At 33.9% G+C, this 23514-nt stretch carries 25 protein-coding genes; 23 read left to right on the top strand and 2 right to left on the bottom strand.

Features of this window, described 5'->3' with window-relative positions; genetic code table 11:
• The first annotated feature begins 190 nt into the window (after positions 1 to 190).
• Genes TMATH_RS06570 through TMATH_RS06550 form a run of 5 tightly spaced genes read left to right on the top strand, consistent with a single transcriptional unit; the run spans position 191 to position 5268 of the window.
• The gene (locus TMATH_RS06570) at positions 191 to 1315 is read left to right on the top strand and encodes a class II glutamine amidotransferase (RefSeq protein WP_012995323.1); all 1125 of its coding nucleotides are present in this window, start codon (positions 191 to 193) and stop codon (positions 1313 to 1315) included.
• A complete protein-coding gene (locus tag TMATH_RS06565; RefSeq protein ID WP_013150362.1) occupies positions 1312 to 2817 on the top strand; it encodes a glutamate synthase-related protein in 1506 nt (501 codons plus the stop codon). Before TMATH_RS06570 ends, TMATH_RS06565 begins: the two co-directional genes overlap by 4 nt.
• A gap of 11 nt (positions 2818 to 2828) precedes the next feature.
• Positions 2829 to 3278, top strand: coding sequence for a 4Fe-4S dicluster domain-containing protein (locus TMATH_RS06560; protein WP_013150361.1), 450 nt, complete (start codon positions 2829 to 2831; stop codon positions 3276 to 3278).
• Positions 3275 to 4540: an NAD(P)/FAD-dependent oxidoreductase gene (locus TMATH_RS06555; RefSeq protein WP_013150360.1), complete on the top strand. Its 1266-nt coding sequence runs from the start codon at positions 3275 to 3277 to the stop codon at positions 4538 to 4540. The genes TMATH_RS06560 and TMATH_RS06555 overlap by 4 nt, the downstream gene beginning before the upstream one ends.
• Entirely contained in the window at positions 4540 to 5268 is a 729-nt protein-coding gene (locus TMATH_RS06550; protein ID WP_012995319.1) for a GltB/FmdC/FwdC-like GXGXG domain-containing protein, read from the top strand. The genes TMATH_RS06555 and TMATH_RS06550 overlap by 1 nt, the downstream gene beginning before the upstream one ends.
• Positions 5269 to 5290: 22 nt before the next feature.
• On the opposite strand, the gene hydE is transcribed toward TMATH_RS06550, so the two are convergent.
• Positions 5291 to 6328 carry a [FeFe] hydrogenase H-cluster radical SAM maturase HydE gene (gene hydE, locus TMATH_RS06545; protein WP_012995318.1) on the bottom strand — a complete coding sequence of 346 codons (1038 nt, stop codon included), beginning with the start codon at positions 6326 to 6328 and terminating at the stop codon, positions 5291 to 5293.
• A 399-nt stretch (positions 6329 to 6727) separates the two neighbouring features.
• Here hydE and pdxS point away from each other — a divergent pair, with 399 nt between their 5' ends.
• The 18 genes from pdxS to trpS all read left to right on the top strand — a co-directional run bounded on the left by pdxS (position 6728) and on the right by trpS (position 23151).
• On the top strand, positions 6728 to 7606 hold the full coding sequence (pdxS, locus tag TMATH_RS06540) for a pyridoxal 5'-phosphate synthase lyase subunit PdxS (protein WP_012995317.1): 879 nt from the start codon (positions 6728 to 6730) through the stop codon (positions 7604 to 7606).
• A 1-nt stretch (position 7607) separates the two neighbouring features.
• Complete coding sequence (gene pdxT / locus TMATH_RS06535) at positions 7608 to 8174, top strand: pyridoxal 5'-phosphate synthase glutaminase subunit PdxT (protein WP_041591649.1); 567 nt, start codon at positions 7608 to 7610, stop codon at positions 8172 to 8174.
• A 125-nt stretch (positions 8175 to 8299) separates the two neighbouring features.
• Positions 8300 to 9364 carry an elongator complex protein 3 gene (locus TMATH_RS06530; RefSeq protein WP_013150358.1) on the top strand — a complete coding sequence of 355 codons (1065 nt, stop codon included), beginning with the start codon at positions 8300 to 8302 and terminating at the stop codon, positions 9362 to 9364.
• Positions 9365 to 9467: 103 nt separating this feature from the next.
• Complete coding sequence (locus TMATH_RS06525) at positions 9468 to 9728, top strand: stage V sporulation protein S (protein ID WP_003869192.1); 261 nt, start codon at positions 9468 to 9470, stop codon at positions 9726 to 9728.
• 49 nt (positions 9729 to 9777) lie between these two features.
• Positions 9778 to 9924, top strand: coding sequence for a hypothetical protein (locus tag TMATH_RS12585; protein WP_013150357.1), 147 nt, complete (start codon positions 9778 to 9780; stop codon positions 9922 to 9924).
• A gap of 306 nt (positions 9925 to 10230) precedes the next feature.
• Complete coding sequence (smc, locus tag TMATH_RS06515; protein ID WP_012995313.1) at positions 10231 to 13821, top strand: chromosome segregation protein SMC; 3591 nt, start codon at positions 10231 to 10233, stop codon at positions 13819 to 13821.
• Positions 13814 to 14773, top strand: coding sequence for a signal recognition particle-docking protein FtsY (gene ftsY / locus TMATH_RS06510; protein ID WP_012995312.1), 960 nt, complete (start codon positions 13814 to 13816; stop codon positions 14771 to 14773). Before smc ends, ftsY begins: the two co-directional genes overlap by 8 nt.
• A 99-nt stretch (positions 14774 to 14872) precedes the next feature.
• Positions 14873 to 15226 (top strand): putative DNA-binding protein, encoded by a 354-nt coding sequence (locus tag TMATH_RS06505; RefSeq protein WP_012995311.1) that lies wholly within the window; start codon positions 14873 to 14875, stop codon positions 15224 to 15226.
• A 13-nt stretch (positions 15227 to 15239) separates the two neighbouring features.
• On the top strand, positions 15240 to 16580 hold the full coding sequence (gene ffh, locus TMATH_RS06500) for a signal recognition particle protein (protein ID WP_013150356.1): 1341 nt from the start codon (positions 15240 to 15242) through the stop codon (positions 16578 to 16580).
• 37 nt (positions 16581 to 16617) lie between these two features.
• Positions 16618 to 16878, top strand: a complete 261-nt coding sequence (gene rpsP, locus TMATH_RS06495; protein ID WP_003866679.1) for a 30S ribosomal protein S16 — start codon at positions 16618 to 16620, stop codon at positions 16876 to 16878.
• Between the two features lie 25 nt (positions 16879 to 16903).
• Positions 16904 to 17131: a KH domain-containing protein gene (locus TMATH_RS06490; RefSeq protein WP_012995309.1), complete on the top strand. Its 228-nt coding sequence runs from the start codon at positions 16904 to 16906 to the stop codon at positions 17129 to 17131.
• A gap of 8 nt (positions 17132 to 17139) precedes the next feature.
• A complete protein-coding gene (rimM, locus tag TMATH_RS06485; protein ID WP_012995308.1) occupies positions 17140 to 17643 on the top strand; it encodes a ribosome maturation factor RimM in 504 nt (167 codons plus the stop codon).
• Complete coding sequence (gene trmD, locus TMATH_RS06480) at positions 17643 to 18368, top strand: tRNA (guanosine(37)-N1)-methyltransferase TrmD (RefSeq protein WP_012995307.1); 726 nt, start codon at positions 17643 to 17645, stop codon at positions 18366 to 18368. The genes rimM and trmD overlap by 1 nt, the downstream gene beginning before the upstream one ends.
• A gap of 21 nt (positions 18369 to 18389) precedes the next feature.
• Positions 18390 to 18734 carry a 50S ribosomal protein L19 gene (gene rplS, locus TMATH_RS06475; RefSeq protein WP_012995306.1) on the top strand — a complete coding sequence of 115 codons (345 nt, stop codon included), beginning with the start codon at positions 18390 to 18392 and terminating at the stop codon, positions 18732 to 18734.
• Between the two features lie 45 nt (positions 18735 to 18779).
• Positions 18780 to 19613 carry a ribosome biogenesis GTPase YlqF gene (gene ylqF / locus TMATH_RS06470; RefSeq protein WP_013150355.1) on the top strand — a complete coding sequence of 278 codons (834 nt, stop codon included), beginning with the start codon at positions 18780 to 18782 and terminating at the stop codon, positions 19611 to 19613.
• A gap of 11 nt (positions 19614 to 19624) precedes the next feature.
• Positions 19625 to 21157: a YifB family Mg chelatase-like AAA ATPase gene (locus TMATH_RS06465; protein WP_013150354.1), complete on the top strand. Its 1533-nt coding sequence runs from the start codon at positions 19625 to 19627 to the stop codon at positions 21155 to 21157.
• Positions 21158 to 21219: 62 nt separating this feature from the next.
• Complete coding sequence (locus TMATH_RS06460) at positions 21220 to 22086, top strand: YitT family protein (RefSeq protein WP_013150353.1); 867 nt, start codon at positions 21220 to 21222, stop codon at positions 22084 to 22086.
• 81 nt (positions 22087 to 22167) lie between these two features.
• Complete coding sequence (gene trpS, locus TMATH_RS06455) at positions 22168 to 23151, top strand: tryptophan--tRNA ligase (protein ID WP_013150352.1); 984 nt, start codon at positions 22168 to 22170, stop codon at positions 23149 to 23151.
• Here the strand turns inward: trpS and TMATH_RS06450 are convergent.
• Positions 23140 to 23511, bottom strand: a complete 372-nt coding sequence (locus tag TMATH_RS06450; RefSeq protein ID WP_013150351.1) for a YraN family protein — start codon at positions 23509 to 23511, stop codon at positions 23140 to 23142. The genes trpS and TMATH_RS06450 overlap by 12 nt on opposite strands.
• Between the last annotated feature and the right edge of the window lie 3 nt (positions 23512 to 23514).

Below are 23514 nucleotides of genomic sequence, written 5' to 3'. Positions count from 1 at the left end.
ATTTATGAATTTTTCATATTAACGTATTGCAAAATTAATAAAATATATTATAATTAACATAACACTTATAATTTAGGATTGATAAGTGTTTTGCCACGATTTGAGGACAATTTTAAGCAGTAAACATTTTCGCTTGATGCAACTTTCAAAAAAAATATTGCATATAAAAATTTTTTAAGGGGGTTATAAAATGTTGAAGGAAGGTTATGTAAGAATACCTTCAGGATGTGCTATAAGTGGCATAATTGATCGCACTGGTCGTCTATTTTCGGGGCAATCTATAACAGATTCCATCGCGACAATGCATGATAGATCAAATGGTCTTGGAGGTGGCTTTGCTGCATATGGCATTTATCCTGATTTTAAAGATTACTTTGCATTTCATATGTTTTATGATGATTTGATAGCTAAACAGGAAACAGAGAATATTTTAAAAGCAAATTATATAGTGGCTTTAGAAGAGAAAATACCCACACGAAAAACGACACATATTAAAAATGCACCATTAATTTACAGATATTTTGCTATACCAAAGCCAGAGAAATTGAAATTGTCAGAACTAGATGAAAATGAATTTACAATTAAATTTGTATTTAATATAAACAGTAACATACGAGGTGCATATGTTTTTTCTAGCGGGAAAAATATGGGAGTATTTAAAGCGGTAGGTTACCCAGAGGATGTTGCGAATTTTTATAAATTGGAATCTTATAAAGGATATATGTGGTTGGCCCATGGTAGATTTCCAACGAATACACCAGGATGGTGGGGTGGTGCACATCCTTTTAATCTATTAAATATCTCTGTTGTTCACAATGGTGAGCTTTCTTCGTATGATACTAATCGTAAATATTTAGAAGAGTTTGGATATATTTGCACCTTGCAAACTGATACAGAAGTTGCAGCATACATTTTCGACCTTTTATTAAGAAGACATGGTTTGCCAATAGAACTTGCATGCAAAGTAGTTGCATCGCCTTTGTGGAAGCAGGTTGAAAGGATGTCACCAAAAGAAAAAATTTTATACACTAACCTGAAAATAATTTATGGTAGAGCACTTTTAAATGGTCCATTTTCAATGATAATAGCATATGAAGATGGCTTTGTAGCAATAAACGATAGGATTAAACTAAGGCCACTTACTGCTGCAAAAAAAGGCGATATGATATATGTAGCCAGCGAAGAGTCAGCAATAAGGCAAGTATGCAAAAATCCTGAAAGCGTATGGATTCCTAGAGGTGGAGAACCTGTTATAGCTGAGCTCATACGTGATAATGAAAAAGAAATGTACTCTACAAAGGAGGTTACTGCATGAGTTTAAGCTACCTTACTCCAGAATTTAAAGTACTCAGAGATTACGATAAATGCATTAATTGTAAGGTTTGTATGAGACAGTGCTCATTTGAAGTTCACAGCTATGACGAACATTTAGATAAGATGGTTTCAAATGATATGAACTGTGTAAATTGTCAAAGATGTGTCGTGTTGTGTCCAACTCAAGCTCTTACAATTATTAAACATCCTCAAACATTTAGAGAACATGCCAATTGGACTTACGATGCTATAAGAGATATATACAAACAGGCAGAAACAGGTGGAGTTCTTCTGTCATCCATGGGAAATGATAGGCCTTATCCCGTATATTGGGATAAAATGGTTATAAATGCAAGCCAGGTTACAAATCCCTCTATAGATCCACTAAGAGAACCTATGGAATTAAGGGTATATATAGGTAGGAAGCCTGACAAGATAGAAATAGACGAAAACCTCAATGTTAAAACAAAAATGCCTCCACAACTCAAACTTGAGACACCAATAATGTTTTCAGCAATGTCTTATGGTTCAATAAGTTACAATGCTCACGCAGCTTTGGCAAGAGCTGCTGAAGAGCTTGGAATACTATATAATACTGGTGAAGGGGGACTTCATAAGGACTTTCGCAAATATGGCAAAAATACAATTGTACAGGTCGCATCAGGTCGTTTTGGTGTTGATAGAGAATACCTCAATACTGCAGCGGCTATTGAAATAAAAATTGGTCAAGGTGCAAAGCCTGGGATAGGTGGTCATTTACCCGGTGAAAAGGTGAGTGAAGATATCTCGGCAACAAGGATGATACCACCTGGAAGTGATGCTATATCTCCTGCACCGCATCATGATATCTATTCAATTGAAGACCTTGCACAATTAATATATGCATTGAAGGAAGCTACCAATTATCAAAAACCTGTTGGTGTTAAAATTGCAGCAGTCAATAATGTGGCGGCAATAGCTTCTGGAATAGCAAGAGCTGGAGCAGATTATATAGCAATAGACGGATTTAGAGGCGGTACGGGGGCTGCTCCAAAAAGAATAAGGGATAATGTAGGAATTCCAATTGAATTTGCAATAGCTGCTGTAGATGCAAGACTCCGATCTGAAGGTATAAGACATACAATATCTTTGGTGGCAGCGGGTAGTATTAGAAACAGTGCAGACATAGTCAAAGCGATAGCTCTTGGCGCAGATGCTGTTTACATTGCAACAGCTGCTTTGATTGCTTTGGGATGTCATATGTGCCAAAAATGCCATACTGGTAAGTGCAATTGGGGAATTGCTACTCAAGATCCTAACCTTGTAAAAAGATTAAACCCAGAAATCGGATATAAACGTCTTGTTAACCTTGTTCAAGCATGGAGTCATGAAATAAAAGAAATGCTTGGTGGAATGGGTATAAATGATATTGAAAGTCTTAAAGGAAATAGGTTAATGCTTCGTGGCATAGGAATGACACAAAAGGAACTTGATATACTTGGCATTCTAGCTGCCGGCGAATAGGGGGGATTTTTGTGAAAAAGGTTTATGTGAAAGAAGATGTGTGTGTTGGATGTAGATTATGTGAAGTATACTGTATTACATCTCATTCAAAGTATAAAGATGTTTTAAAAGCATATAAGCTGGAAACCCAGAGGCCGACACCACGAATTGTTATTGAAGAAAATAAACCTGTATCTTTTTCACTCCAATGTAGGCATTGCGATGATGCACCATGTGTCAAATCATGTATTACAGGAGCAATGCGAAAAGATCCGTTAACGGGCGTTGTAACTTGTGATACAGATAAATGTGTTGGATGTTGGACTTGCGTGCTTGTGTGTGAGTTTGGCGCAATCATAAGAGATGTAAATAATAAGGTTGCATCAAAATGTGACTTATGTGCTGAAACAGGAGAACCGGCGTGTGTCAAGAATTGTCCTAATGAGGCACTTGTCTATAGTGAAGGAGGCATTTCTGTATGAGAATAGTAATAATTGGTAATTCTGCTGCAATGGTAGGTGCAGTAGAGGCAATAAGGAAATATGATACAAGTTCTGAAATAGTTGTTATTTCGGATGAACCCTATCATGTGTATTCAAGGCCTCTTATATCTTATTATCTCGGAAGTTTAGTGTCTGAGGACAAAATGATATATAGAGAGAAAGACTTTTATCGCAAAAATAAGGTAGAAACTATATTTGGTATTAAAGCTGTTTCTATTGATGAAAGAAAAAAAGAAGTTTATCTTGAAAACGGGGATAGCATAACTTTTGACAAACTTCTCATTGCAACGGGCGGGAAACCTATAATACCTCCAGTAGAAGGATTGAACAAAAAAAATGTTCATACTTTTATAAAAATGGACGATGCTAAAAAATTAAAGGAAGTTGCCAAGCCGGGTTCAAAAGCTGTAATTGTAGGGGGTGGCCTAATCGGCTTCAAAGCAGCAGAAGGTCTTCGCCATCTAGGGGTAGATGTAACAATAGTTGAACTTGCCGATAGAATTTTAAGTACAATTCTTGATGCAGAAGGAGCATCTTTGGTATCTCAAAGTCTTCAGAATGACGGAATAAAAATAATTACGGGAACAACAGTGGATAAAATTATAGGAGAGGAATATGTTAAAGGGGTTTTGCTCAAAAATGGGCAGGAATTAGAAGCCGATAATCTTATCATCGCGATAGGTGTTGTGCCAAACGTTGATGTTGTAAAAAACACATCAATTTCTATAAACCGTGGTATTTTAGTAGATAACACTATGAAAACAAGTGCTGAAGATGTGTATGCAGCAGGAGACGTAGCCGAAGGTTATGATATGCTTGTTGAGTCAAATAGGGTTGTGCCAATATGGCCAAATGCATACATGCAAGGGGAAATTGCAGGGTTCAACATGATTGGTATTAATAAAAGTTTTAAAGGAATTTTCCCTATGAACTCAATAGGTTATAAAAATACAAATGTGATAACGGCTGGTATAACAAATCCCCAGCAGGAGGAATTTGAGATTATCTCTAAAATTGATCATAACAGAAAGTATTATAAAAAATTTGTGGTAAAAGAAAATAGGTTAGTAGGATTTATATTAATTAATGATATTGATAGGGCTGGATTGTTTACTGGGTTTATAAAAAATGAAACGGATATAACTCCATTTAAGAAATATTTTTTAAATGATGATTTTGGATTTATATATTTGCCAAAAGAATTAAGAAGAGCAAAAATGCTTGACCTGGAGGTGGTATGATGAAAACCATAAATGCGTCGGGAATTTATTATAGAGACCTTAATGAAATAATTAAAGAGTTAGTTCGGTCTGGTGAAGATATAATTAATTTGAAAAATGTTAATGGTCAACGATATATAGGAGATAATCTATCTGGGACTACCAAAATAAATATCGAAGGTACACCTGGGAATGACATGGCAGCCTTCATGGATGGACTTACAATAGAAGTTTTTGGTAATGGACAGGATGCAATAGGAAATACAATGAACGATGGGAATATTATTATACATGGACATGCAGGTGATGTCATTGGTTATGGGATGAGAGGTGGATCTATCTATATAAAAGATAATGTTGGTTATAGAGTCGGCATACACATGAAAGAATACAAAGATAAAGTTCCTGTAATAGTTATTGGAGGAAGTGCGGGAGACTTTTTTGGTGAATATATGGCAGGTGGATGCATGATTGTACTAAACTTAAAAAATGATGAAGATATAGTCGGAGAATATTGTGGTACAGGTATGCACGGGGGAGTTATATATTTGAGAGGAGATGTAGAAGACTATAAACTTGGGAAAGAAGTTATTAAAGAAAAAATAGATGACAAGGATTACGCGTTTATCCAAAAGTATGTTGAAAATTTTTGTCAATATTTTGATTATGATTTTCAAAAGATTATGAATCATTCTTTTATCAAATTGCATCCGATAGACAAAAGACCCTATGGAAATATGTATGCATAAAAGACGGGGAAGACCCCGTCCCTTACTTTTTTGACATAACCTTTTTCCTATAACCATAATCTTTCGCAATTGGTCTTCCTATACTATTTATTTTACCAGTAATACAGCTAAAGCAATGGGCTGGAGTGTCATTTATACATATTTTGCCTGGATATAATGCGTACAATTTTCTGTATTCCCCTTCTGTAACATTTGGCATTACAACATTTGCTCCACTGCGAAGTGCTATCAATCTTCCATTAATATTGAGGCTTTCCATTGCTGTAGTTGCCGGAATATTAATATCGGGCATCAAAAGCCTTGTTATGGCCATAACTTTTAAACTGAGTTCAAAGGTACCTCCCTTTTCATTTTTTAATGGAGTATCGGGATTCGGGATAAATGGGCCAACCCCTATCATATCAGCATCAATTTCTTTAAAAAATAGAATGTCATCTGCAATAGATTCTATAGTTTGTCCAGGAAGTCCTATGAGGCATCCGGTTCCAACTTCATAACCTAATTCTTTTAGATCTTTAAGACATCTTTTTCTATTTTCATGACTCATATTAGGATCGAGTTTTTCATAAAGTTCTTTATCCGTTGTTTCTATTCTTAACAAATATCTATCTGCTCCAGCTTCTTTATATGCCTTATATTCTTCTCTTGTTTTTTCGCCTATACTTAGAGTTATTGCAACATCGAGTTCTTTTATTGATTTTATAATTTTAGTCATCCTTTCAACATTGAAAAAATCATCTTCGCCAGACTGCAATACTACAGTTCTATATCCTAAATTGCGGGCATTTTTGGCAAAATTAATTATCTGTTCTGGCTTTAATCTATAACGTTTTATATTTTTGTTATCTCTTCTTAAGCCACAATATAAACAATTTTGCTTACATATATTAGAAAATTCAATAAGTCCTCTTAAATGCACTTCATCTCCCACATATTTTTTTCTTACTCTATCCGCAGCTTTAAATAATTCATCGTTATATTGATCATCCTTTAAAAGCTCAACTATTTCTTTCTTAGTGAGAGTGTGTGTTTCTTCAGCTTTTTTTATTAGTTCTAACAAAAAGTTCACCTACCTCAATAAATTTAAGCTTCAAATTGGCAAATAAAATTGTTAAAAAGAAGCGAAGTTTTTTGTGGCTAAATAAAGATGAGCAGTTTTTTTGAAATATCTATAAAAGTGTCGCATTTCTCTAATGTTTAACTGTTAAAATTAAAAACATTGATAGAAGGCGAAACTTTCACAATATGAGTTTAACATTTAATGCTCTAAAAGAAAAGAGGATTTTTTGGCGTTACCTCTACCACTTCTTTCAAAGCATGAGCAATGGTTGGCAGCATCCTATTATTATGCATTCTTTTTTGTATCTATAATGTTATGATTGACTTGTTATGATTTAATAGATACAATTGATATTAAGATATGCAAAATATTAATACAATTGTAAGGAGGCATAAAACAATGAATGAAAGGTATGAATTAAATAAAAATTTAGCCCAAATGCTAAAGGGTGGAGTCATAATGGATGTGACAACACCAGAACAGGCGGTTATTGCTGAAAAGGCAGGAGCTGTTGCAGTTATGGCTTTAGAGAGAGTTCCAGCTGATATTAGGGCAAGAGGCGGAGTAGCAAGAATGTCAGATCCTAAAATAATAAAGGAGATAAAGGCGGCAGTATCAATCCCTGTTATGGCAAAAGTTAGAATTGGGCATTTTGTGGAAGCACAGATTTTAGAGGCACTTGGGATAGATTTTATTGATGAGAGTGAAGTTTTAACTCCTGCAGACGAGATGTACCATATAGATAAGTGGGCATTTAAGATACCTTTTGTGTGCGGGGCGCGAAATCTTGGAGAAGCACTAAGGCGCATAGGGGAAGGTGCTTCTATGATAAGGACTAAAGGAGAAGCAGGTACAGGAAATGTCGTGGAAGCAGTAAGGCATATGAGGATAATAAATGCTGAAATAAAAAGGCTTACTACTTTGAGGGAAGACGAACTTATGGCTGCTGCTAAAGAGCTACAAGCTCCATATGAACTTGTAAAATATGTTGCACAAAATGGGAGACTTCCGGTTGTAAATTTTGCGGCAGGAGGGATTGCCACACCGGCAGATGCTGCACTTATGATGCAGCTTGGTGCAGATGGTGTTTTTGTTGGTTCTGGAATATTCAAGTCACAAAATCCCGAAAAGATGGCAGAAGCTATAGTAAAAGCGGTAACCTATTACGACAAACCAGAAATATTGGCAGAAGTTTCAGAAGGATTGGGAGAAGCCATGCAGAGCATTGATATAAGAAAACTTGATGAAAAAGATCTATATGCTTCAAGGGGATGGTAGTTTGCGTGTCGGAGTATTGGCAATTCAAGGCTCTGTTAGAGAACATATTGAAAAATTAAAGCTTATGGGTGTAGAAGCTGTTTTGGCAAAAGACAAAAATACTCTGCTAAGTTTAGATGCATTGATTATACCTGGGGGCGAAAGCACTGCAATAGGGAAAATGATTGTGGATTTTGGACTCAAAGATGCTATTTTAAAGCTAAATGAGAGGAAAATTCCCATATGGGGCACTTGTGCTGGCATGATACTTATGGCAAAATATATAATTAATGATGACAAAGTGCACCTTGGAATAATGGATATTTCAGTTAGAAGAAATGCATATGGTAGTCAACTTGACAGCTTTAAAACAAAACTTATAATACCAGAGGTTTCCAATAATGAAATAGAGGCGGTTTTTATAAGGGCTCCGTATATAGAAAATGTAGGGAATAGTGTCAGGATACTTGCGAAGTACCAAGGTAAAATTGTAGCAGCACAGCAAGATAATATGCTTGCTACCTCTTTTCATCCCGAACTTACTGATGATTTAAGTTTTTATAAGTATTTCTTAAGACTTAACTCTTAAAACTTTAGATTGAATACAAACTTTTTAAAGAAAAATGTTTGTGCCCAAGCGTGCCAGAAAGAGCATAAAAAAGTTAATGCAAAAAACTGGAAAATAAGCCTTTTGAGTGGAGTGTAGAAATTATTATGAAGAAGAAGATGTATATAATACCTATTTTTATACCCCATTTAGGTTGTCCTTTTAAGTGTGTTTTTTGCAATCAGAATTCGATAACAGGGCGACAAAGGGAGATAACAGAAGAAGAGGTAAGGCAAACCATAGAAAGTCATTTAAAAACTCTTCCAAGGGATGCGGAAATAGAGGTATCTTTTTTTGGTGGAAGTTTTACAGGGATACCGCAGGATATGCAAAATTTCTATTTAGGAATAGCAAAAGAATATTTGGATAAGGGCAAAATAGATGCTATTCGTTTGTCTACTCGTCCTGATTATATAGACACGAAGATTTTACAAAACCTTAAAAGATACCAAGTTTCAATAATAGAGCTTGGAGTACAATCAATGGATGAAGAAGTGCTTTTAAAAAGTAGAAGGGGTCATACAAGTGAAGATGTTGTAAAAGCTGTGAATCTAATTCGACAATATGACTTTAAATTAGGGCTGCAAATAATGATTGGATTGCCGGAGGATAATTTAGAAAAATCTTTAAATACTGCTTATAAGATTGTGGAGTTGAAACCTGATTTTGTGAGGATTTATCCTACTTTGGTGATTAAAGATACTTATCTAGAAAGAATGTATAAAGAAGGAAGATTCCTTCCTTTGACTTTGCAAGAGGCTGTTGAAATTTCAAAGAAAATGTATATAATTTTTATTAAGAATAATATTGATGTCATTCGTATTGGACTTCAAACGACAGAAAATATTAATTACAATAAAGATGTAGTAGCAGGTCCTTTTCATCCTGCGATGGGACAATTGGTCGAGTCAAGTATTATTCTTGACATTCTTATAAGGGCATTTAAAGATAAGAATATAAGGGACACAAATGTTACAATTTTTTGTAATGAAAAGCAGATTTCCACAATTATAGGGCAAAAAAAGTTCAACAAGTTGTTTTTAGAAAAAAAATACAATGTAAAAATGGAATTTAAAATATCAGATAGACTGACTAAGGACAAAATAGTTATTTGTACTGATAAAAAGATTATGCGCATTTCTATAACTGATTTTATAAAAAATAATTTTTAAAAAAATTTTATTTAAAAAGAAGGAAATATTGGTTTTTTAGCGAATATATAAATATATAAATGTATTCATTTTCACAATAATGTATGAAGGAGGTTATTTGACAGTGGAGGTTCTAAAAGTATCAGCTAAATCTAAACCTAAGTCTGTAGCAGGTGCATTAGCAGCCGTCTTAAGAGAAAAATCTTCTGCAGAAATTCAAGCGGTTGGGGCAGGTGCAGTAAATCAAGCGGTTAAGGCTATTGCAATAGCAAGGGGGTTTGTGGCACCAAATGGTATAGACTTAATTGCGATTCCTGCCTTTTCAGAGATTGAGATAGACGGCGAAATGAGGACAGCGATAAAATTTATTGTAGAACCAAGATAATCTAAACCTGCTTTTTAGCAGGTTTTATTTTTATATAGAGGTGATTTTAATGGAAGACTTCGCTAAAATTTTAGTGTTGGAAAATGAAATAGAAGCGAAATTGATAGAAGGCATTTTAAAAGAAAAGGAGATACCACATTTTATAAGAAGTTATCATGATACGGCTTATGATGGATTGTTTCAAGTGCTAACATGATGGGGAGAGATATTAGCACCTTCTTCATATAAGGAAGAAATAGAGGAGATTGTAGAAGAAATACGAAGAGTACGTGGAGAACTAGAGTAGGTGAGACTAATAAAGCTGACATTTTGCACAAGAGAAGTGACTTGACAGAACAGAAGCTAAACTTAATAAGACCGAGAGACGAAGACGGGGCCGAAGGCAAGGGCCCCGGAGGCTGGCCCCTGCGGCAAAGAGGCCGAATGGGTATAATACTGAAAAATAAAAGATGAAATTTAAATGGAGATGTGGTAAAATGGAAGGTGCATAAGGAGTGGTGGTATGTACCTTAAGAAACTTGAACTTCAAGGCTTTAAGTCTTTTGCAGACAAAGTAACTCTTAATTTTGAAAAAGGTGTAACAGCAATTGTAGGTCCAAATGGAAGTGGCAAAAGTAATATTTCTGACGCTATTAGATTAGTTCTGGGAGAACAAAGTATCAAAAGTTTAAGAGGTTCTAAGTTAGAGGATGTAATTTTTGCAGGTAGCGAGAATAGAAAACCTTTAGGTTTTTGTGAAATAAATCTTACCTTAGACAATTCCGATGGTTATCTTCCTTTTGATTATACGGAAGTAGTTATTACCAGAAAAATTTTTAGATCTGGCGAAAGTGAATTTTTTATAAATAAGACTCCTTGTCGTCTTAGGGACATATACGAGCTTTTTTTAGATACAGGAGTAGGAAAAGAAGGCTATTCAATAATAGGACAAGGTAGAATAGACGAAATCCTATCTGCGAAACCAGAAGATAGAAGACAAATTTTTGAGGAAGCAATAGGTATTTCAAAGTACAGATATAAAAAAGAAGAAGCAGAAAAGAAACTGGCAGCAGCTAATGATAATCTGATTCGTTTGAACGATATAGTTGCAGAATTAGAGAAACAGCTTACTACTTTGGAAACGCAAAAAAGCAAGGCAGAAGAGTTTCTAAAACTCCACAAGGAAAAAAGAAAAGTAGATATAAGTTTATATATTCAATTAGCAAAGAAGTCTATGAACCAGTACGATGCTTTAAAAGGAAAATATGAGAACCTAAAAAGTCAATTGAATGTAAAAAAAATACATAAAATAAATCAAGAGGAAAATTTGCTATATAAAGAAAAAGAAATTCATGACCTGAAACAGCAATTAGACAGTAAAAAAGAGGAATATCACAACAAGTTAAGAGAGATAGAGATAGTCTCAGGAAAAAGGGAATTAATAGTAGAGAAGCTTAGAAATTTAGAAGAAACCTCAGAGCTTTACAGGGAGGAATTGAAAAAAGCTGTAAAACGTGAAGAACTTTTGAGGGAAGAACTTAAAAGGGTAGAGTCTAATGTAGCGCTTTTACATCTAAACAAAAAAGAATTAGAAGAGAAATTAAAACAATTTCAGGAAGAATACATAAGTGTACAAAAGCAGCAAAAAGATAAGATAGAAGAAGTTGAAAAGGCTAAGGAAGATATAATTGAAATTTTAAATAGCATAGCAGATGTGAAAGGAAAATTGTCTTTAAACAATTCTCTAAAGGAAGAGGCAATAAGTAGGCAGCAAAACTTAAGAAAACATATAGAGGAGATTCAAAATCGAATAGAAAAACTAGACAAAGAAAAAAATAAAATTGTTGAAGAATTACAAATTTTACAAAAAGAACTAGATAAAAAGAATCAACAAAAGATTACTGAACAGCAAGCTTTGCAGAAAATTGAGAATGAAATAATTTTGAAGGAAAATAATTTAAAAATTATTAAAGAACAAATTGAAAGAAAAAGGTCACGACTTTCGATTTTAGAGGAGATGGATAAAAATTACGAAGGCTATAGTGGAACTGTGCGGAACTTGTTAAAACTCTCTGAAAATATTCCTTCTTTTAAAGAAAACATAATTGGAGTTGTGGGGGAACTTTTAGAGGTTGAAAATACTTATAGCACAGCAATTGAGGTAGCATTAGGTTCAAATGTACAAAATATAGTTATAAAATCTTCTGATAAAGTGGCGGAATTGATTGAAAGGCTAAAAAAAGAAAATTTGGGGAGAGCTACTTTTTTGCCTCTTGATTTGATTCGTGGCAGGATCCTTTCTCAGCAAGAAAGCAATATTTTGTCTGAGAGAGGCGTAATTGGAGTTGCTTCTAAGCTAATAAAGTATAACGATAATTTAGAAGAAATTTTTAATTTTTTGCTAGGCCGTGTTATTATAGTAGATACAATTGAAAATGCAGTGAGGTTATCTAAAAAATATAATCAAGCTTATAAAATTGTAACATTAGAAGGAGAAGTTATAAATCCAGGGGGGTCAATAACCGGTGGCAGTTTAAAACCTAAACTTCAAAGCATCTTTAAGAGAAAAGAAGAGATAACTAAACTGAAAAAAGAAATTGATAGCTTAAAAAATCAACAAGAAATAGTGGAAGAAGAAATCAGACAAAAAATGAATGATAAAATTCATGAAGAGGAGCAAATAGAATTATTGAACAAAGAAGTTTCTGATATTAGATATAATATAACTTCTAATGAGCAAAGGAGGATTTCATTAGAAAAAGAAATAGGAAATTTATTAAATCAACTAGAAAGTTATACTTTAGAAATTGGCGAATTAAAGGAAAATGTTAGAAATTATCAACAAGAAATTGACCGGTTTTTAAAAGAGTTAGAAAGCTTAGAAAAAGAAAAAGAACGATTGGATGCCTTGATTAATGGTTTTAAAGAAAAAAACAATAAAGAAGAGGAAAATTTAGCAATTTTAGACAAAGAAATCACTGCTTTGAAAATTGAAATCGCCAAAATCGAACAAAAGCTTCAGAATGAACTTCATAACTTAAAAGATAAACGACAAGAATTTGATAGAGAAAAAAACAATATAGTAGAGAAAGAAAAGAATATTAAAGAAATAGAAAGCTTAAAGGTCAATTTGAGTTTAGATAGGGAAAAGTTGCAAGGAGAAATATATAAATTACAACAAGAAGTAGAAAAAATTCAAAAAGATATTTCTTCTTTAGAAGATAATATTTTCCAAGAAGAAGAGGATTTACAAAAACGTAAAGAAAAATTTTCGATTTTACAACAAGAATTTACTAATATTAATGAAGAATTTCATAAAGTAGAAATGGAAATGCAAAGATTTCAGATAGAGATTGACAATATCAAAAATAGGCTTTGGGAAGAATATGAATTGACCTTAGACAGAGCTTTTGAAGAAGCTGAAGAAGGCGAGATTTCAAAATTAAGACAAAGAGCAGATCATTTGACAAAGGCTATAAAAGGATTAGGTAATGTGAATATAGATGCTATTGAAGAATATAAAGAGGTAAAGGAAAGGTATGATTTTTTAAAATCTCAGATGGAAGATATTATAAAGGCAAAGGAATCTTTGATTTCTGTAATCGAAGAAGCAAATAAAATTATCAAAACAAAATTTAAAGATGGTTTTGAAATCCTACAGATTCAATTTAAGGAGACGTTTAGGCGACTTTTTGGAGGGGGTAATGCAGAGTTAATACTTACTGACGAAGACAATCTTTTAGAAACAGGTATAGAAATTAAAGCACAGCCCCCAGGAAAGAAATTGCAAACCCTTTCTCTTCTTTCAGGAGGAGAAAAGGCATTAGTTGCCATTTCCCTTTTATTTGCAATGCTAATTATAAAACCTACTCCTTTTTGTATATTGGATGAGATAGATGCAGCATTAGATGATGCAAATGTGGAGAGATTTGCTGAGTTTTTGAAAGAATTGTCAAAAGATACTCAGTTTATAGTTGTAAGCCACAGAAAAGGGACAATGATGGTGGCTGATGCGATATACGGTGTAACAATGCAAGAAAAAGGAGTTTCCAAATTGTTATCCCTTAAACTTAATACTGACGACAAAATAGGAGGCTTGGTAAAACATGCTTAATTTTTTTGACAAATCTAAAAAAGAATCCGAAACTGCTGAAGAAAAAAAAGGTTTTTTTCAAAAGATCAAAGAAGGACTATTGAAAACAAGAGAAAATTTGACTTCTAAAATAGATAGTATTGTTACAATAGGTAGAAAAATTGACGAAGAACTTTTGGAAGAATTAGAAGAGATTTTAATTTTGGCTGATATAGGTATTAGTACTACTTCTAAGATTATAGAAGGAATACGTCAAAAGGCAAAAGAAATGAAGATTTATGATGCATCTCAAATAAAAGAACTTTTAGCTGAAGAAGTTTATGAAATTTTGCAAAAGGATGTAAAACCTTTTACCTTGACTTCTCCTATGGTGATATTGATCGTCGGAGTAAATGGAGTAGGAAAGACTACTACAATTGGAAAATTAGCTTATATGTACAAAAAAGAAGGCAAAAAAGTTATGCTAGCAGCAGGTGATACTTTTAGAGCTGCAGCTATTGACCAGCTAGAAATATGGGCAGAGAGAGTTAACTGTCCAATTATCAAACACCAAGAAGGCTCAGATCCAGCTTCTGTTATTTTTGATGGCATTCAAGCTTCAAAAGCAAGGGGAATAGATATACTTATTTGTGATACTGCAGGTAGACTCCACAATAAAAAGAATCTGATGGAGGAATTGAGGAAAATTCGCAGAGTTATAGATAGGGAATATCCTGAAGCGAGAGTTGAGACCTTTTTAGTTTTAGATGCTACAACTGGTCAAAATGCTCTTCAACAGGCGAAAATATTTAAAGAAGTTTCTGATATAACCGGTATTGTACTTACCAAATTAGATGGAACGGCAAAAGGTGGAATTGTTGTAGCTATAAAATCAGAATTAAATGTACCTATACGATATATAGGAATGGGGGAAGGAATAGAGGATTTGCAAGCTTTTGATGCAAAATCTTTCGTTTCTGCTATTTTTCAGTAAATTAAATCGTAAAAAAATGAAAAAACACAGCTTGACAAAATGCAGCCCTTCATATAAAATCTTAATGTAAAGGTTAGGACCTTAACGGGTGGGATTTTTGTGGATGAAGATTTTTTATTTATGACTCTTTTGTATGATTTTTATGGTGCTTTGCTTACAGATAAGCAAAGAGAAATTTTTGAAATGTACTATTTAAATGATTATTCTCTTGGAGAAATTTCCGAACTTTTGGATATCTCACGACAAGGGGTTTATGATACCTTAAAAAGAGCAGAAAGCTCGTTAGAGTTTTTTGAGGAAAAATTAGGGTTGGTAAAAAGACATCAAGAAATAATGAATAGACTGGGTAAGATAAAAAAGGGCATTGAAATAATACGGCAAAGAGAAAGAGACCCAGAAATTTTAAAAATTATTGAGGAGATAGCTCGTGAAATAGAGGAGCTAAATCTGTAGGAGGTAAATTTTAATGGCTTTTGAAAGCCTATCTGAAAGGCTGCAGGAAATCTTTAAAAAGTTAAGAGGAAAAGGAAAACTCACAGAAAAAGATATAAAAGAAGCTATGAGGGAAGTAAAAGTTGCCCTCTTAGAAGCGGATGTCAACTTTAAGGTAGTAAAAGACTTTATAAACTCTGTTACAGAAAAAGCTTTAGGGCAAGAAGTGATGGAAAGCCTGACCCCGGGGCAACAGGTGATAAAGATAGTCAATGATGAGCTTATAGCCCTTATGGGGTCTACTCAAAGCCGGTTAAATATAGGGAATAAAGTTCCTGCAGTTATAATGATGGTTGGACTTCAAGGTTCTGGAAAGACCACTGCTTGTGGGAAATTGGCAAACTTGTTAAAGAAGCAGGGAAAAAATCCACTACTAGTAGCTTGTGACGTCGTCAGACCGGCTGCCATAAAGCAGTTACAGGTTGTGGGAGCTAATGTAAATGTACCAGTTTTTACAATGGGGGACAAAGCAAACCCTGTTGATATTGCAAAAGCTTCTATTGATTATGCAAGGTCTCATAACTCTGACGTAATTATTATAGATACTGCGGGTAGACTTCACATAGATGAAGAATTGATGGAGGAACTTGTAAATATAAAAAGGGCAGTACAACCAGATGAGATTTTGTTAGTAGTAGATGCTATGACAGGTCAAGACGCAGTAAACGTAGCGTCTTCCTTTAATGAAAGGTTAGATATAACAGGAGTTATATTGACAAAATTGGATGGAGATACGAGAGGTGGAGCAGCTCTTTCTATTAAGGCTGTTACACAAAAACCTATAAAATATGTGGGCACAGGCGAAAAGTTGACAGATTTAGAGCCTTTTTATCCTAATAGAATGGCTTCTCGTATTTTGGGAATGGGAGATGTTTTGACTTTAATTGAAAAGGCCCAAGCAGCAATTGATGAGAAAAAGGCACAAGAGTTAGGGCAAAAGCTTTTAACAAAACAGTTCACACTGGAAGATTTCTTAGAACAGCTGCAGAGCCTTAAAAATATGGGACCTTTAGATCAACTCCTCAGTATGATTCCTGGAATGAACAAAAACATGCTTAAGAATGTAGACATTTCAGAAAAAGATTTAAAGAGGATAGAAGCCATTATTCAATCTATGACTAAAGAAGAAAGGCAAAACCCTTCTATTATAAATGGCAGTAGAAAGAAAAGAATAGCCAAAGGCAGCGGTACCACCATCCAACAGGTAAATAGCCTCTTAAAACAGTTTGAAGAAACCAAAAAGATGATGAAGAAATTTGCTGATATTGATAAAGACCTAAAGAAAGGTAAAATGAGGCTGCCTTTCTTTAGATAATATCGGAAGGTGGGCAACTTTTGAAGGAGGTGAGAAAGTGGCAGTCAGAATAAGATTAAAAAGGTTTGGGGCTAAGAAAAGACCTTTTTACAGAATAGTAGTAGCAGATTCAAGGTCACCAAGAGATGGAAGGTTTATTGATGAGATAGGATATTACAATCCTATAGCCCAGCCTGCTGAAATAAAAATAGATGTAGAAAAGGCTAAAAAATGGCTCAGTGTTGGTGCCCAACCTTCAGATACTGTAAAGTCACTGTTTAAAAAAGAAGGTATAATTGGTAATAGTGCATCTCAATAATCCTCTCTTGTGAGGAGGTGTAATAATGGGAGAATTGGTTAAAACTATAGCCAAGGCGTTAGTTAACAATCCTGATGCTGTAGAAGTCAATGAAATTGAGGGACAGCAATCTGTTATAATAGAGCTTAAAGTTGCTCCCGAAGATATGGGAAAAGTAATTGGCAAACAGGGAAGGATTGCTCAAGCAATTCGCACATTGGTTAGAGCTGCTGCTTTAAAAGAAAAGAAACGCGTGATTGTTGAGATAATCTAGGTGGTGGTATGGCTGATTATTATAATGTAGGAAAAGTTACTTCTGCCCATGGCATTAAGGGGGAAGTTAAAGTATATCCTCTTACCAATGTTCCTGAAAGGTTTTATGAACTTGAGTATGTTTGGGTTTTTGATGACCAACAAAGGCCCCGCAAATATGACATTGAATATGTCAAGATTATATCTAAAAGAGTTTGTGTAAAATTAAAGGGAATTGACAATAGAGACGAGGCAGAAAAATTAAAGGGGGCCTTTTTAAAGGTTGATTCTCAAAATGCTTTAAAGTTAGAAAAAGATGAATATTTTATCAAAGATTTAATTGGGATGAAGGTGTATACAGAGGAAGGAGATTTTGTAGGTACATTGGTAGAGGTATTGCAAACTGGTGCAAATGATGTGTATGTAATAAAAGGTGAGGAGAGGGAAATACTAATTCCTGCTATAAAAGAAGTTGTCAAAAAAGTAGATGTTGACAATAAAGTAATGGTGGTCCACCTTTTGGAGGGGCTATGATGATTTTTGACGTTTTAACCCTATTTCCTGAAATGTTTGATAGTGTTTTATCCTATAGTATTTTGAAAAGGGCTATTGAAAAAGGAAAATTAAAAGTTAACTTGATAAATATAAGAGATTTTTCAAAGGATAAACATAAAAAGGTAGACGATTATCCTTATGGAGGCGGACCAGGAATGGTGATGATGCCTCAGCCTCTTTTTGACGCAATTGAATTTGTAAAGAGTCAAGGTAATATTCCTGTATATTACCTTGGTCCTAAAGGTAAGGTTTTTAGTCAGGAAATAGCGGTTAAAATGTCTAAATTAGAAAGAATAGCCCTTTTGTGTGGCCACTATGAAGGAATTGATGAAAGAGTCTATTCTGTTATTGATGAAGAAATTTCATTAGGAGATTTTATATTGACAGGCGGAGAAATAGCCGCAATGGCTATTATTGATGCTGTAACAAGACTTATTGAAGGAGTTCTTTCACATCCTCAAAGCGCTGTAGAAGAATCCTTTAGTAATAGTTTGTTGGAATATCCCCAGTATACAAGACCAGAAGTTTTTAGAGGCATGAAGGTGCCAGAAGTTTTACTAAGTGGTAATCATGCTGAAATAGCTAAATGGCGAAGACAAAAGTCTTTAGAGATAACTTTTTTAAAACGGCCTGATTTACTTAAAAAGGCAATTTTGACGGAAGAAGATAAAAAATTTTTACGAGAAAGAGGGTTTGACATTTAGAAGCTGGAAGGAGGGAAAATAATGGACTTAATAAAAGTAGTGGAAAGTCAGCAAATGAGAAAAGACTTAACTCCTTTTAATGTAGGAGATACTATAAGAGTACATTATAGGGTTATTGAAGGAGATAGGGAAAGAATTCAGCCTTTTGAGGGAATAGTAATCAAAAAAAGCGGTTCAGGCCTAAGAGAGACTTTTACGGTAAGACGTGTGTCTTATGGTGTGGGAGTCGAAAGGACTTTTCCACTTCACTCTCCAAGAATTGAAAAGATAGAGGTTATAAGGAGAGGTAAAGTCAGAAGAGCAAAATTGTATTATTTGAGAAAGAGAGTAGGAAAAGCTGCTACAAAGATAAAAGAATTAATGTAAAAAGGGGTTATAAACCCCTTTTTCAAATATATGGAGGAATTAGATATGATACAATGGTATCCTGGACATATGGCAAAATCTAAAAAGGAGATAGTTTCTAACCTTAAGTTAGTAGATGTAATATACGAAATAGTAGATGCGAGAATACCTAAGAGCAGCAGAAACCCAGATATTGATGATATTGTAAAAAATAAAAAAAGGCTTATCCTTTTAAATAAAGCTGATTTAGCAGATGATGTAATTACGGATTTATGGATAGAATATTTTAAAGAAAAGGGAATAGAAGCGATAAAAGTTAATTCAATTACAGGGTTTGGACTTAAAGAGATAAATGAAGCAACTCAGAGAGTTTGTCAAGATATTTTGGAGAAGAAAAGGCAAAAAGGAATGATTCCAAGGCTGAGAGGAATAATTGTGGGTGTTCCCAATGTTGGGAAATCTACTTTTATTAATAAATTAATTGGCAGTAAAAGGGCAAAGACTGGCGACAAGCCGGGGGTTACAAGGACTTTGCATTGGATAAAAACTCCTTATTTCGACATTTTAGACACTCCTGGCATACTCTGGCCAAAATTTGACGATAAAGAAACAGGAATTATGTTGGCAATTACAGGAGCTATAAAAGATGAAATATTAAACATAGAAGAAATAGCATTAAACTTAGTTGCAGTCTTAAAAAAGTATTACCCCCATTATTTGATGTCCCGATATAAAATTGATAAAATAGTAATGGAAGATTTTGAACTTTTAAAGGAAATAGGTAAAAAAAGAGGATGTTTAATTGCAGGCGGAGAAGTAGATACCTTAAAAACTTCTCATATTTTGTTGGAAGATTTTCGAAAAGGGAAATTGGGGAAGATTTCTCTGGAAAGACCATAAGGGGGATTTTTATGCTTTCTAAAGTAAAAAGTATGGCGGTCTTAGGTATAAATGCCTATGTGGTAGAGGTGGAGGTAGATTTATCTACTGGAATTCCTTCTTTTGATATTGTAGGCTTGGGTGATACAGAAGTTAAGGAAGCAAGAGACAGAGTAAGGTCTGCTATCAAAAACAGTGGCTTTGAATTTCCCCTCAAAAAAATTACTGTAAATTTAGCACCAGCTGATACTAAAAAAGAAGGCACTGCTTTCGATTTACCTTTAGCAGTAGGGATTTTAAAATGCACAGAGGAGATAAAAGAGGAAAAAGAAGACATAGCCTTTGTAGGTGAACTTTCTTTGGACGGAAGTATAAGAGGCGTAAATGGTATACTGCCAATGGTAATAGGGGCAAAGAAAAAAGGTATTTCCTCTATTGTTGTTCCTTATGAAAATGCTCATGAAGCGGCAGTTGTAGAAGGGATAAAAGTATATCCTGTGAAAAATTTAAAAGAAGTGGTTGAGTTTTTAAATGGAGATAGGGAAATAGAATCTTTTACTTTAGATATTAATAATTTTTTTGATAATGTAGAATACGATATAGATTTTGCTGAAGTAAAAGGGCAGGAAAATGCAAAAAGGGTACTTGAGATTGCCGCTGCAGGTGGTCACAATGTTTTAATGATAGGACCACCTGGAGCGGGTAAAACTATGTTGGCAAGGCGTTTTCCTACTATTCTTCCTCAGTTAAGTTTTGAAGAGGCTTTAGAAGTCACCAAAATATACAGTATAGCAGGATTGCTTCCAAAAGGTACACCTCTTATCACTACTCGACCTTTTAGAGCTCCTCATCATACTATCTCTACAGTTGCTTTAGTTGGGGGAGGAAAATATCCTAAGCCTGGAGAAGTATCCCTTGCCCACTATGGAGTGTTATTTTTAGATGAGATTCCTGAATTTAAAAAAGATGCAATAGAAGTTTTAAGGCAGCCGTTAGAAGATGAAGTGGTTACAATTACTCGTGTAAATGGTAGTTTCACTTATCCAAGCAAATTTATTTTGATTTTAGCTATGAATCCTTGTCCTTGTGGCTATTATGGTGATGATACTCACGAATGCCATTGTAGTGTAAATGAAATAAGAAGATATCAAAATAAAATTTCAGGACCTTTGTTAGATAGAATTGATTTACATGTGGAGGTAAAACCTCTTAAAAAAGATAAATATTTCGAAGAAGAAACACAAGCAGAAAGTTCCAAGGAAATTCGCGAACGAGTCATAAAAGCACGAGAAATGCAACTTAAAAGGTATAAAGGTACTGGCATATATGTCAATTCTCAATTAAAAGGAAATATGTTGAAAAAGCATTGCAAACTTGATGAAGATACTAAAAAATTTTTAAATGAAGCTTTCGAAAAGTTTTATTTGAGTGCAAGAGGATATAATAAAATTTTAAAAGTTGCTCGTACAATTGCTGATTTGGAAGGTGCAGAAAATATTAAGTTTGAACATGTAGCAGAAGCATTACAGTATAGAATTATTGATAGCAAATATTGGTATAAATAAAAATTACAATAAAAATTTTATGTAAAGTAGTTAAGTCTCAAATGTGATAAGAAGGTGTTAGCTTGGAGATAACAAGTTTTTTTAATAGAGAAAGTATAAAAAATATTTTCTTTATTCTTATGGGGACTTTAATGTCTGCTATTGGTATTAACATGTTTATTGTTCATGCTAAACTTTTAAGTGGAGGAGTTTCTGGTATTGCACTTATTATACAGTATTTAACCAAGTTTCCTGCAGGATACACTATATTTTTGTTAAACATCCCACTTTTAATTTTGAGCTATAAAAAAGTAAATTTAAGGTTTACAATTTTTACTATTATAGGTACTGTATCACTTTCTTTGTTTTTGGTGCTTACTTATGCAATAAAAAATATCTTGCATATAAATGATCCATTACTTTTGAGTTTATACGGCGGAGTGTTAAATGGTTTAGGTATGGGAATAGTTTTTAGTAATCACGGTTCAACTGGTGGTTTAGATATAATTTCTGTGATTGTAAAAAAGAAATATGATAACTTTGAAATTGGGCATATTTCTTTTATTGTTAACTTTTTTATCGTAGCCATTGGAGCTATATTTTTTGGTTTGACCAGTGCTCTTTACACTCTTGTTTCTATGTACATTACTTCCTACATGGTGGATAAAACTATAAAAGGTTTTAATAGGCAAAAAATGGTGCTGGTGGTTACTGATAAAGTAGAAGAAGTGAGCAAAGAAATAATGACTACATTAAAAAGAGGGGTTACTTTGCTTCATGGAGAGGGTGCTTATACCAAAGAGAACAAAAAGGTTTTGTATTCCATTGTAGCTTTGACACAGCTTCCACAACTTAAATTTATCGTACACCAAATAGATGAAAATGCTTTTATCTCTATATTAGATGTAGCCGAAGTCCATGGGAAAGGATTTATGAGGGAATTATTTTAAATTTCATTGCAAATTTTGAAATTTTCTCTTATAATTTTTTCTAAACGACATAAAATACTCAATTGAAAAGGAGTTGATAGCTTGAAAAGAGTTTTTTCAGGAGTACAACCCTCGGGAGACATTCACATAGGTAATTACTTGGGTGCAATGAGACAATTTGTCGCTCTACAAGAAGATTATGAGTGCTTTTTTTGTGTAGTGGATTTGCATGCTTTGACAGTACCCCAAGATCCAATAAAATTAAAAGAAAACACTATTGAATTGGCGGGCCTTTACCTTGCAATAGGCTTAGATCCTAAGAAAGTTAATCTTTTTGTTCAATCTCATGTTTCTGCTCATGCAGAATTAGCATGGCTTTTACAATGCATGACATATTTTGGTGAGCTAAGCAGAATGACTCAGTTTAAAGAAAAGAGCAAAGGAAAAGAGACAGTTTCTGTAGGACTTTTTACATACCCTGATTTAATGGCAGCAGATATACTTTTATACAATACCCATTATGTTCCTGTAGGAGAAGACCAAAAGCAACACTTAGAACTGACAAGAGACATTGCACAACGTTTTAACAACAGATTTGGTGAAACTTTTGTTGTTCCTGAGCCTATGATTTTAAAATTTGGCGCGAGGATAATGAGTCTTACTGACCCTACTAAAAAGATGAGTAAAAGTGACAGTGACCCAAATAATAGAATCAATCTTTTGGACGAGCCTTCTGTAATCAAAAAGAAAATAATGAGAGCAGTGACTGATTCTGAGACTGAAATAAGGCTTGATTGGGAAAACAAACCGGGTGTTAGCAATCTTTTGACTATTTATAGTTTATTTACAGGTATGGAAATAGAAGAAGTTGTAAATAAATTTAAAGGACAGGGTTATGGCACTTTAAAGAAGGAATTAGCAGAGGTTGTAATAGATAAATTGACTGTTATACAAAAAAATTATAAAGACTTAAGTAGAGATTATGTTTTGAAGGTTTTAAAGGAAGGGGCGGAAAGAGCTCAAGCTGTTGCAGAAAAAACTTTGAAAGAAGTAAAAGAAAAGATGGGATTGATATTAAAAGATTAAAAAAGCGTTTGGGAAATGGCTTAGTTTTTCAAAGGCTAATGTATCAGGATTTAAATAAACCTCAATCACGTCAAAACGAGGCTGAAAATTTCGAAATTTTTCTGTTGAAGCTAAGTACAACTGGGCAATTTTCAATATTCTTTGTTGTTTATGAAAATTTACAGCTTCACTTCCAGTTCCAAAAAAGGTAGAGGTTCTTGTTTTTACCTCTACAAAAACTATTTCTTTTTTGAATAGAGCTATTATATCTATTTCCCCAATTTTGCATTTAAAATTTTTCTCTAAAATTTTATAACCTGATTTTAATAGATATTGGGCAGCTATTTTTTCTCCTAAGCTGCCTATTGTTTTTTTGTTCAATGT

Source organism: Thermoanaerobacter mathranii subsp. mathranii str. A3 (assembly GCF_000092965.1).
In the GTDB taxonomy this organism is placed as follows: Bacteria; Bacillota; Thermoanaerobacteria; order Thermoanaerobacterales; family Thermoanaerobacteraceae; genus Thermoanaerobacter; species Thermoanaerobacter thermocopriae.
Note: the sequence above shows the minus strand (reverse complement) of the source record. Positions and strands in the feature narration are given on the sequence as shown.